The sequence below is a fragment of the Capnocytophaga sp. H2931 genome, from assembly GCF_002302535.1.
GTDB classification, from domain to species: Bacteria; Bacteroidota; Bacteroidia; order Flavobacteriales; family Flavobacteriaceae; genus Capnocytophaga; species Capnocytophaga canis.
The window spans coordinates 1-11565 of sequence record NZ_CP022381.1 but is presented as its reverse complement, the minus strand read 5'-3'; the positions used below and the strand labels follow the sequence as shown (position 1 = coordinate 11565).

The following is an 11565-nucleotide window of genomic DNA, read 5'->3' as shown; positions in this document are numbered from 1 at the left end:
GAAGCTACCCGATTCGTAAATTTTGAATTTCAGGCAACTTCTTTTTATTTTGCTCATAAACTATAATAATTACTCTGTTACAATTTCAAAATGTTTTAACCGGATTTGAAAAGGAGTATCAGCGTTATTAATAAAACGAACGTATTTCACATTGTGGACATTTTCTGAACTATTCCAACGACTATTGCGGAGGCTTCCTGAAATATCTTTCCAATCAATTCCATTAGTAGAAATCTGTATTCTTCCTTTCTCAAAATGCTTAGCATCTCCAAGATCTACTGAAATAGTTTTAACTGAAGCTACTTTTTCTAGTTCAATACCTAAAAAATCATCTTTTTTCACTGAAATATACTCCAATGCTGGAGAAATGCGTACTCCCCCACCCTTTTGAAGTAATGGTTGATATTCTATCTGTTGAATATTAGTTATCAGTTTATTTGGATTGAAATTTAAAGTCAAAGCTAATTGTTCTCCAGTTTCTTGATTATATTTTCCTACTGAATATTTCAATATTTCAGCAATCAAAGGCTCTACAACCAAAGTCGCCACACGCACCCCAGGTTGGTATGGATTCTGATTATAAGTTTGATCAATGTCAAATTGTTGTTTCTGTAATTTTTGTAATTTTACATATCCTGCCTTGAATTTTGTATGATCTTTTTGATGTAAAGCTTCATATAATTCTATAGCTTGTTTTCCTTGTTGTCCCACAACCTCCAGTTGTAGTAACCATGGGCGTAGTTCTTCTATTAAAAGAGGATTTTCTTTTGTATTTAATAATTGTTTTACGGCCGAAATAATGTCATCAAACTCTTTTTTTACACGTTTTAATTGTGGATTTTGTTCCTTTGTTAGATTTTGTAAAAATTGTTTAGCAAATGGAGCAAATTCAACAGATTCAACTCTTCTGTACTGATGTCCGTTAACTCCTAAATCGGAACTATGCTTAGCAAACGTAAGTAAAGCTTTTTTGTTTTGAGGCATTAATCTTGCCATAGCTTTATGCCAAGCTCGTTCAGAATCGTAGGTTGCTACGTTCCAGGTGTAATCAGCTACGCCATAAATTGCAATCATCGAAGCCTCAGGATGTTCCATCGGATTGGATACAAAACCTGACATATCGTCTTTGATATCATTCGTATTTCCATAGGCAGCTCCTAAAAGCATGTGATTTCGCACATAGTCTGACACAGGAAAATTCCACCAAATGTAGGCTTTACGTTTTATTTTAGCATTTATCCATTCCATGGTGGCTTTGTCGATATCTGCAACGACTGTGTTACCTGTCCACATTATGTGAATAGATGGATGCAGTACTTCTCCTAAAGTTTCTAAATATCTTTTCTCAGGATTTGACCAACCTTTGTTATATTCAGTAGGACACATTATTAAAGGATTAACGTCTTTTTTCTTTTCTACAAACTCGGTATGTAAAAAGTTTAACAATTCAGCTTGTTTCTGTGGATTTGTACCTTCACCCGAAATATCATCAAAAAAAACTGCAAAAGCTCGTACACCTAACTGATACATATCCTCAAATTTACGCAAAAGATGCTGACGGTCAGTATCATTCCATTGGATGTCCTTACCTGGGTGTATAGCCCATACGAAATCCACGTAGTTTTTATTAGCCTCCTGTACCAGCTCTTGCAATTGTTCAGCTTCTTTTGTAGGATAAGGTTTTCGCCAGTTGGGTGAGCTGTGATATGGATCGTCCTTCGGGCCATAGATATAGGTGTTAAGTTTATTCTCACCGTAAAATTCTATTTGGCGCAATCGTTTTTCGTGACTCCAAGGAGTTCCATAGAATCCTTCAACTACCCCACGATATTCCAAATCAGGATAGTCAATAATTTCTCCCAAAGGAATCTTCGAGTTTTTACTAAGCTGTTGAAAGGTACGGAGACCATAGTAGACTCCTCGTGGGTCATTCCCTACGATGTACACTTTATTTTTCTCAATACGCAGATAGTAACCTTCTTTCTTATTGGGTGCTTTATGAGCATGTTTTTTAAACGTTTTATCGTCTTTTTCACTGAGAATAATTCGGAAAGGAATGGATTTTTTAGTAGAAATTTTCTTTCCTGTAAAAATCATTTTCTTGGGTATTGGATTCAGGAGTGAGTCATTAGCACTCATTTGCGTTACGGATAGCAACAGACATGCTAAAAAAAGAATTTTTGTTTTCATCATCATATAATTTTAATTAAGTTGAGTCTTTATTGAGTTGAAATATAATTGTTTATAATAATTTTTTTTTAAGGTGTAGAATTAGAAACCTGTATTATTTTTCCATTAAAAAACGTATATCCCTGTAAAGCAAATTCACTGATATAAACTGCCATCTCTTCGGCTGTGACGTTTGCTTGATAATTAGGAAAGGCCTCTGCTAACATTTCTGTTTGCACTGCTCCCAATGCTAATACGTTGAAAATGATTTCTTTTTCCTTATATTCCTCTGCTAAAAGTTCGGATAAAGTTATTAAGGCTCCTTTCGATGAGGAATAGGCTGATAGTTCTGCAAATTTCATACTTCCTTGTACTCCTCCCATGCTACTGATATTCACAATATGAGCTTTTTTCACCATAAAAGGAATTATCTTTTGGATGAGCATCGCCACACCAAAAACATTTACTTTATACACCTCCATAAAATCAGTAGTAGTAAGCTCTTCGAAAGGTTTTTTGATTAATTTTCCAGCATTATTGATTAAAATATCTACTTTTCCCCATTCCTCTCGAACAAAATCAACCACTTTTTCTAAATCTTCCTCCAATGTAATATCAAAAGGAAAAAAATGAATGTTTTTATGATTCAATTTCAGCAAAGGAAGTGTATTTCGAGACAATGCCAACACCCGATGCCCTTGATCTGCCATTTGTTTGGCTATCTCTAAGCCGATTCCTCTACTTGTGCCTGTGACGATTACGTTTTTCATGCTTATTTACTTTTTTTGTCGTGCAAAAATAAGAATAAAAGAGAGATAAATCAACTGAAAATACTGTTTTTCATTTGACAACATTGCTTTTTTTCATAGATTTGCAAACATAATATTGCTTTGGAATAAAATTGATTGAACATTCTGTTTAAGAATAGAATATTTCCTTTAATTTTAACTTGTAATAGCATAAAAAATATATTCTTAAAGAGAGAAAATTGATATTTAGATCACTTTTTGGGGAAATATCATTTTAAAATAGTAAAATATGTATCAAAAACTTTAAGAATGCTTTATTTGTGGTAAAATTTCAATATTTTTAGAATCTAATTTGTGTAAGTTTTAAAGAAAAATAGAAAAATCAAATGAAAAAAAGATTAATTATGCTTGTTGCAGGGCTTATAGCTAATACTATGGATGCACAACAACCGCTAACACCTGAAAAACTATGGGAATTAGGACGTGTGGGAACGATGGGATTAACTCAAGACAAAAGTTTTGTGCTTTTTAGTGTTGCATACCCTAATGTTAAGGAAAATTCGTTTCGTCGTGAATTGTTCAAATTGTCGGTCAAAGGAGGTGTTCCGATTCCTATTTCAGAGGAGGAACTCAAACGTGAAACTACGAAATTTAATGCAACTAAAGACAAAAAATTAGTTCATAAACCCGTAAAAATCAATAAAGTATTTGCTTCCGATTTTTATAATGACTTAGACAAATCAACTGGACAGAATTATAAAAGTTTAGATCATCGCCATTGGGACAAATGGATGGACGGGGCATACAATCATGTTTTCATTGAGAATATGACTGATGGAAAACAAGTCGACATTATGGAAGGGCTACCCTACTATTGTCCGCAAGAACCTTTTGGAGGAACGAGTGACTACATTTGGAGCAACGATGGAAAGAAAGTACTTTATGTAACTAAGGCTAAAGTAGGTACAGACTATGTAGTAAGCACTAACACAGATATTTACGAATATGATCTTGATACACAAAAAACAAAAAACTTAAGCGAAGGGATGATGGGGTATGACACACATCCATTATACAGCTCAAAGGATGTTTTAGCTTGGTTGAGTATGAAAAACGAAGGCAACGAAGCTGACAAAAATGATTTGGTCATTCTTGAAAATGGACAAAAACGTAACATCACAGCTCACTGGGACAATACGGTAGCAGATTACATATGGAGTAATGATGGCAAAAAAATATATTTTACGGCTGTAGTAAAAGGGACTACACAATTATTTGAAATCAATCCGTTTGAGAAGCATCCGATGCCTAAACAACTCACCAAAGGCATGTTCGACATCACAGGAATCGTAGGTCAGTCAGCTAACTTATTGGTAGTTACTCGTACCGATATGAATCGTGCCGCAGAGATATATACTATTGATTTACAAGTGAATAAAAAGAAAAAAAATATAAAAAATTTCTTAGAAGTTAATCAATTGACTCACGTAAACGACGATGCTTACAAACAAATTGCCAAATGTGAGGTGAAAGAACGCATTGTAAAAACTACTGATGGTAAAGACATGCTTACATGGGTAATCTATCCTCCTAATTTTGACCCAAATAAAAAATACCCAACTTTACTTTACTGCCAAGGAGGGCCACAATCAGCTCTTAGTCAGTTCTATAGTTTTCGTTGGAACTTTCAACTGATGGCTTCTCAGGGGTACATTGTCGTAGCACCAAATCGCCGTGGAATGCCTGGACATGGCGTAGAGTGGAATGCTCAAATCAGTGGTGATTGGGGTGGACAAGTGATGCGTGATTACCTTTCAGCAATCGACGATGTTGCTAAAGAAAAATATGTGGATAACAATCGATTAGGAGCTATTGGAGCAAGCTATGGTGGATATTCGGTATTCTATTTGGCAGGTATTCATAACAAACGTTTCAAATCGTTTATCGCTCATTGTGGAGTATTTAATTTACAAAGTATGTACGGTACTACCGAAGAAATTTTCTTTACTAATAACGAATTAGGCGGAGCATATTGGGAAAAAGACAATCCAAAAGTACAAAAATCTTATACCGAATTTAATCCTATTGAAAAAGTAGCCAATTGGGACACTCCTATTTTGATTATCCATGGAGGTAAAGATTATAGAGTTCCAAAAGAGCAAGGTTTTCAAGCCTTTACGGCAGCTCAACTATTAGGAATCAAAAGTGAATTACTGTATTTTCCCGACGAAACTCACTGGGTTTTACGACCTCAGAATGGAATCTTTTGGCAACGTAATTTTTTCAGATGGTTAGATGAAACATTGAAAAACTAATGATCATAACAATATTTTCAATTATAGCATAATACTGAAAAATAGTTGGTGAAAGCTTTTGAAACATAGTATACCATAGGTTTAGGCAGAAAAAGCTCCCCTTTTCGGAAAGCTTCTAAAACTATCGTTTTACACATTAATCCTATTGCTGAAAAGTTGATCTCCACCAGAGTTTTTTCCTCTTCGGACTAACAAGCGTAATATAATAATTAATTTGTAAAAAAACACCAACTATTTTTCAGTACATTACCTAAAATTGTCGGTATAATAATAAATAAGAAAAGGAGACTGTCTTTTTTGGACAATCTCCTTCTTTCTTTACTTTCTTAATTTTATTTGTGTCCGAAAGGGCATTCCATTTTTTTATGAGCGACAGGACCTAAGTTTAATGCTGGATGTTCGTATTTCAATACTTCTTCCATTGTAAGACCAAGTGCATCAGCCACTCCTTTTGCGTAAGCTGGGTCAGCGTGATAGCAATTTCGAATGTGTCTTATTTGAATGAATTTTTGAGCAGGGCCGATGGCTCTTGCCGTATTTTCAAATAAGGCTTTTTTCTGCTCGTCATTCATCAATTGGAATAATTTGCGTGGTTGTGTGAAGTAATCATCGTCATCTTCACGGAAATCGTAATTGTACGCATCTCCATCAATTCTCAATGCAGGTTCTTGGAACTCTTTTTGTTCTTGCCACACACCAAAGCTATTCGGCTCGTAATGTTTGGTAGAACCATAGTTTCCGTCTACTCGCATAGCTCCATCTCTGTGATATCCGTGTACAGGACATTTAGGAGCGTTTACTGGAATTTGGTTATGATTTACTCCCAAACGATAGCGATGTGAGTCTCCGTAAGAGAACAAGCGACCTTGCAACATTCTATCAGGAGAGAAACCAATTCCAGGAACCACATTAGCAGGGCTGAAAGCAGATTGCTCTACTTCGGCAAAGTAATTTTCAGGGTTTCTGTTAAGTTCAAATTCTCCAACAGGGATTAAAGGGAAATCTTTTTTGTACCAAACTTTGGTCAAATCGAACGGATTATAGTCCAAATTACGAGCTTGTTCTTCGGTCATAATTTGTACGAACATTTTCCATTTCGGGAAGTTGCCATTTTCGATGGCTTCGTACAAATCTTTTTGATGCGACTCTCTGTCCATTCCCACTAATTTAGCAGCTTCTTCATCGGTTAGATTTTCGATGCCTTGTTGTGAAATTAAGTGGAACTTCACCCAATGACGTACACTTTCTTTATTGATGAAAGAAAACGTGTGGCTACCAAATCCGTGCATTGTTCTGTATGATTTTGGAATACCACGGTCACTCATAACGATAGTTACTTGGTGAAGAGCCTCAGGAAGAAGTGTCCAGAAATCCCAGTTATTGTCAGCAGAACGCATATTGGTACGTGGGTCACGTTTTACGGCGTGATTTAAGTCAGGGAATTTCAAAGGGTCACGGAAGAAGAATACAGGTGTGTTATTCCCTACCAAATCCCAGTTTCCTTGGTCAGTATAGAATTTCATTGCAAAACCACGGATATCACGTTCAGCATCAGCTGCTCCACGCTCTCCAGCAACGGTAGAAAAACGTACGAACATTGGTGTTTCTTTCCCGATTTCAGCAAAAATAGATGCTTTTGTGTACTTGGTAATGTCGTGAGTTACTCTAAAAGTTCCGTAAGCTCCTGAACCTTTGGCGTGCATTACACGCTCAGGAATTACTTGGCGGTCAAAATGAGCCAATTTTTCTAAAAACCAAATATCTTGCAAAAGAGCAGGACCTCTCTTACCCGCAGTCATTGTATCTTGATTATTGGCTACGGGAGCTCCCGTTGTAGTTGTCAGTTTATTGTTCATCTTTACTAGTTTTTACTGTTTATGATGCAAAAGTATAATTATAAAACATGCAAAAAGCAATAGCTTTTGCGATATTTTTTATATTATCATAAGTAAAATTTATAACTATTGATAATGAGAAGAATCAGGAGATATTCACATTATAATCTATTCAACTTCTAAGATAAAGATTTATGCAAAAAATAAGACTGTATGAAATCTTTCCATACAGTCTTTTTACTATTTTCTATTATGCGGAGATTATGATTCTGCTTCTTTCATAGTGTGGTAAACATTTTGAACGTCTTCATCTTCTTCAATTTTTTCAAGAAGTTTTTCCACATCAGCTTGTTCTTCAGGAGTGAGTTCTTTGGTTATCTGCGGAATACGTTCAAAACCTGAGGATAGAATCTCAATACCACGTCCTTCCAACTCTTTTTGAATAGCCCCGAAACTCTCAAAAGGAGCATAAATATGAATCCCTTCTTCATCTTGAAAAACTTCCTCAGCTCCGAAATCAATCATCTCAAGTTCAAGTTCTTCTACATCTAAGCCTTCAGCATTGATTCGGAAATTACAAGTATGGTCAAACATAAACTCTACAGAGCCAGATGTTCCTAAAGCTCCATTACATTTATTGAAATAACTTCGGATGTTTGCCACTGTTCGGTTATTATTATCTGTGGCAGTTTCAATTAGAATAGCGATTCCATGAGGTGCGTACCCCTCAAAAATAACTTCTTTATAGTTTGCAGTATCTTTTTCAGAAGCTTTTTTGATAGCACGTTCCACGTTTTCTTTCGGCATATTTGCTGCTTTGGCATTCTGGATTACGGCTCTTAACCGAGAGTTAGACTCAGGATGAGGCCCTCCTTCTTTCACAGCCATTACGATGTCCTTACCTATGCGTGTGAAAGTTTTTGCCATTGCTGCCCAACGCTTAAATTTTCTAGCTTTTCTGAATTCAAATGCTCTTCCCATAAATAATTGATATTCTTTACTTTATGTTTATATTTTAAATATAAATATGTTATTAAAATTAATCTTTTTTCGCCACAATATCAATACCGCCTTTAACTGTTTGTCCCAATTGGACATTGATTTGAGTATCTAACGGCAGATATAAATCCACACGTGAACCGAATTTAATAAATCCAGCATCAGCTCCTTGAATAGCTATATCGCCCTCTTTAGCATAGTTTACAATACGCTTCGCCAAAGCTCCTGCAATTTGACGATATAATATTTTCCCAAAAGTATGATTTTCAACAACAACGGTTGTTCTTTCGTTTTCTTCAGATGCCTTCGGATGCCAAGCAACTAAATATTTTCCAGGATGGTATTTGCTAAACACAACCTCTCCGCCTATAGCATAGCGAGTTACATGCACATTTATTGGCGACATAAAAATTGATACTTGTAAACGTTCATCTTTGAAATATTCTTTTTCGAATACTTTTTCAATAACTACCACTTTTCCATCAACGGGAGCGATGATGTGATTTTCATTTCTTTGCGTATTTCGCTTTGGATTTCTAAAAAATTGTAATACCAAAATCAAAAAAATAAGTGCAATACCTTGAATGAGTTTCTGTAACCAAAAAATATCTACGAAATAATGTGCCAGTAAAGCGATTCCTGCAGTTACTATAAATGTTCCTAAAATAATTTTAAAACCTTCTCTGTGAAACATATTTATAATGTGTTGATTATTAAAAATTTGAATTGATTATCCGCAAAAAAAATAAATCCGTATTTTGATATGGCAAATATATAAATAAAAATGAAAACTAATGTATATTTAATCACTATATAATAACGAATTTATTAAGATTCAAACAATTTCTAACTTCCTATGATGAAGATTGTCGGACGTTTTTGCAAAGAAATATTCATCTTTTTCCATTGCGTGACGGTCTGTGTTTTGATATATTCGGTCGGTAATGTGATTTCAGTTGCTATGCACAACATCGTATCATTTTGCAAAGTTTCTACCAAATCGGATAACATTTTATCATTCCGATAAGGAGTTTCAATAAAAATTTGTGTTTGTTTATATTCCTTAACTTTTCGTTCCAATGCCTTGATTGTTCGTCTTCGTTCAGATTTTTCTATGGGCAGATAACCATTAAATGCAAAATTTTGCCCATTCAAACCGCTTGACATCATGGCTAATAAAATCGATGATGGACCTACCAAAGGAATCACTCGTATGTTCTTTTGGTGTGCTAATTTCACAATCTCAGCACCAGGATCAGCAATACCCGGGCAACCAGCTTCGGAAATAACACCAACAGAAAAACCTGACATACAAGGATTTATAAAAGAATAAATATCATTTTCGAAGGTATGCTTATCAATGGTAAACAGCACCAATTCCTGCTGTGGCTTCTCAGGTGTAATTTGTTTGATAAATTTACGAGCCGATTTTTCATTTTCTACAATAAAATGAGTCAACTCCTTAACTATATTTGTTATCATCGGAGGTAATACATTACCTATTAAGCTATCTCCCAACAAATTAGGAATGAGATAAACGTTTCCTAAGTTACTCATTGCGGATGCTTTGAATTTAACTTTTCAGCAATCACCTCACAAGCCTCGTCAATCATCGTAAAAACAGTTCTAAATCCATTTTTATCTCCATAGTAAGGATCAGGGACTTCTTTCTTTTTCATGGAATCTAACACATCTAATAAAAATGACACTTTTTCTTTATGTTTCTCATTTTCAGCTATGTTACACACATTTGTATAATTACTTCTATCCATTACAAAAATATAGTCAAAGTCTTCAAAATCTGTTTTTTTGAATTGTCGTCCTTTGAGATTTGCAATGTCAATACCATTTTTTCGAGCTACTTCTATCGAACGAGAATCAGGAGCATCCCCAACATGGTAGTTTGATGTTCCTGCCGAATCCACTTCAAATTTTGCAGGATCCAACTTAGCTCGTAAAACTCCCTCCGCCAACGGAGAACGACAAATGTTGCCTAAGCATACCATTAATATTCTTGTTTTCATTTCCTTAGGATAATAGTAATATATAAAAAGAAAAAACTAATTCAATATCAATGAATTAGTTTGAAAATTTTGAGGTTAATTCTTCAACATATCGCTTGAATTCACGGTCTGTTTCCGTTAGATTTTCAACCGTTTTACAAGCATGCAATACGGTTGCATGGTCACGTTGCCCAATTTGTGAACCGATAGCTGTCAATGAATTTTTTGTATATTTTTTTGCGAAAAACATCGCCAACTGACGTGCTTGTACTACGTTTCGTTTACGAGTTTTTGATTGCAATTCCTCCAAACCCACATTAAAATAATCGGAAACGATTTGTTGTATGTGGTCGATGGTAATTTCCTTTCGGTGATTTCGTATGGAGCGTTCGATGATGCTTTGTGCTAATTCAATCGAAAATTCCTTGCGATTAAAGGCTGCTTGAGCAATAAGTGAATTACTTACACCTTCCAATTCTCGCACATTAGTTCTAACATTTTCAGCTAGATATGAAATAATTTCATCTTCTACTTCTGCACCGTCCGTGTAGAATTTATTTTTTAAAATTTTATAGCGAGTCTCATAGTCTGGAGTTTGTAACTCAGCAGACAGCCCCCATTTGAAACGCGACAATAAACGTTGTTCAATATCCTGCATGTCAACTGGAGCTTTGTCCGATGTCAAAATAATTTGCTTATTGTTTTGTTGTAAATGATTGAATATGTGGAAAAACGCATCTTGTGTCTTTAATTTAGATGATAAAAACTGAACATCATCGACAATCAACACATCAATGAGTTGATAGAAATGAATGAAATCATTAAGTGATGTTTTGTCCTTATCTTTTGACATGGTAGCGTTTACGAACTGTTGCGTGAATTTTTCTGCTGACACATAAAGCACTTTCTTTTTAGGATGTTTTTCCTTGATATCCACCCCAATAGCGTGTGCTAAATGTGTTTTTCCCAACCCTACTCCACCAAAAATAAACAGTGGATTAAACGCCGTTCCTCCAGGCTTATTGGCTACTGCCATCCCAGCTGAACGTGCCAATCGGTTCGAATTTCCCTCAACAAAATTATCAAAATTTTGGTTCAAATTGAGCTGTGGGTCTATAGTAATTTCGCGAATACCTGGAATTACAAACGGATTTCGAAGTTCAGGATCCTTATTTTGTATAGGTAAAGTAAGTGATTGCCTTGCTAATTCTGGACGGTTAGTACTTGGCAATTGTTCTCTGGTTAGAGAGTTGATTACATAAGTCAAACGGGCTTTTTCTCCGAGAGAAAAAGTCATGGCAGACTTCAAAAGAGAAATATAATTTTGCTCTAAGTACTCATAGAAAAATTTAGTAGGAACACCTATTTTTAAAGAATTATTTTCCAAACTAATAGGTACAATGGGAGCGAACCAAGTGTTAAATGGTTGCTCTTCAATATTGTCTCTGATGAAATCAAGACATCTCCCCCACGCTTTTTCGGCTAAATCTTTCAT

The 11565-nt window shown here is 35.2% G+C and carries 9 protein-coding genes; 1 reads left to right on the top strand and 8 read right to left on the bottom strand.

Annotation, left to right across the window (positions count from 1 at the left end; translation table 11 throughout):
* Positions 1–69 precede the first annotated feature (69 nt).
* Together CGC52_RS00045 and CGC52_RS00040 are read right to left on the bottom strand one after the other, a co-directional pair.
* Positions 70–2190 (bottom strand): beta-N-acetylglucosaminidase, encoded by a 2121-nt coding sequence (locus CGC52_RS00045; protein WP_232751820.1) that lies wholly within the window; start codon positions 2188–2190, stop codon positions 70–72.
* Positions 2191–2258: 68 nt separating this feature from the next.
* Positions 2259–2939 (bottom strand): SDR family oxidoreductase, encoded by a 681-nt coding sequence (locus CGC52_RS00040; RefSeq protein WP_095893072.1) that lies wholly within the window; start codon positions 2937–2939, stop codon positions 2259–2261.
* A 365-nt stretch (positions 2940–3304) separates the two neighbouring features.
* Between CGC52_RS00040 and CGC52_RS00035 the strand changes: the two genes are divergently transcribed.
* Entirely contained in the window at positions 3305–5233 is a 1929-nt protein-coding gene (locus CGC52_RS00035; protein WP_095893071.1) for a S9 family peptidase, read from the top strand.
* 332 nt (positions 5234–5565) lie between these two features.
* On the opposite strand, the gene CGC52_RS00030 is transcribed toward CGC52_RS00035, so the two are convergent.
* The 6 genes from CGC52_RS00030 to dnaA form a co-directional block, all read right to left on the bottom strand.
* On the bottom strand, positions 5566–7089 hold the full coding sequence (locus CGC52_RS00030) for a catalase (RefSeq protein ID WP_095893070.1): 1524 nt from the start codon (positions 7087–7089) through the stop codon (positions 5566–5568).
* A gap of 240 nt (positions 7090–7329) precedes the next feature.
* Positions 7330–8049: a YebC/PmpR family DNA-binding transcriptional regulator gene (locus tag CGC52_RS00025; protein WP_095893069.1), complete on the bottom strand. Its 720-nt coding sequence runs from the start codon at positions 8047–8049 to the stop codon at positions 7330–7332.
* Between the two features lie 58 nt (positions 8050–8107).
* On the bottom strand, positions 8108–8761 hold the full coding sequence (locus CGC52_RS00020) for a phosphatidylserine decarboxylase family protein (RefSeq protein WP_042006957.1): 654 nt from the start codon (positions 8759–8761) through the stop codon (positions 8108–8110).
* A gap of 152 nt (positions 8762–8913) precedes the next feature.
* A complete protein-coding gene (locus CGC52_RS00015) occupies positions 8914–9624 on the bottom strand; it encodes an SAM-dependent methyltransferase (protein WP_095893068.1) in 711 nt (236 codons plus the stop codon).
* Entirely contained in the window at positions 9621–10091 is a 471-nt protein-coding gene (locus CGC52_RS00010; protein WP_095893067.1) for a low molecular weight protein-tyrosine-phosphatase, read from the bottom strand. The genes CGC52_RS00015 and CGC52_RS00010 overlap by 4 nt, the downstream gene beginning before the upstream one ends.
* Before the next feature lie 55 nt (positions 10092–10146).
* A complete protein-coding gene (dnaA, locus tag CGC52_RS00005; protein ID WP_042006962.1) occupies positions 10147–11565 on the bottom strand; it encodes a chromosomal replication initiator protein DnaA in 1419 nt (472 codons plus the stop codon).

What these genes read in the sequence shown, in the direction of transcription:
- CGC52_RS00045 (WP_232751820.1), bottom strand. Translation starts at nt 2,190, where the DNA reads ATGAAAACAAAAATTCTTTTTTTAGCATGTCTGTTGCTATCCGTAACG.
- CGC52_RS00040 (WP_095893072.1), bottom strand. Translation starts at nt 2,939, where the DNA reads ATGAAAAACGTAATCGTCACAGGCACAAGTAGAGGAATCGGCTTAGAG.
- CGC52_RS00035 (WP_095893071.1), top strand. Translation starts at nt 3,305, where the DNA reads ATGAAAAAAAGATTAATTATGCTTGTTGCAGGGCTTATAGCTAATACT.
- CGC52_RS00030 (WP_095893070.1), bottom strand. Translation starts at nt 7,089, where the DNA reads ATGAACAATAAACTGACAACTACAACGGGAGCTCCCGTAGCCAATAAT.
- CGC52_RS00025 (WP_095893069.1), bottom strand. Translation starts at nt 8,049, where the DNA reads ATGGGAAGAGCATTTGAATTCAGAAAAGCTAGAAAATTTAAGCGTTGG.
- CGC52_RS00020 (WP_042006957.1), bottom strand. Translation starts at nt 8,761, where the DNA reads ATGTTTCACAGAGAAGGTTTTAAAATTATTTTAGGAACATTTATAGTA.
- CGC52_RS00015 (WP_095893068.1), bottom strand. Translation starts at nt 9,624, where the DNA reads ATGAGTAACTTAGGAAACGTTTATCTCATTCCTAATTTGTTGGGAGAT.
- CGC52_RS00010 (WP_095893067.1), bottom strand. Translation starts at nt 10,091, where the DNA reads ATGAAAACAAGAATATTAATGGTATGCTTAGGCAACATTTGTCGTTCT.
- dnaA (WP_042006962.1), bottom strand. Translation starts at nt 11,565, where the DNA reads ATGAAAGATTTAGCCGAAAAAGCGTGGGGGAGATGTCTTGATTTCATC.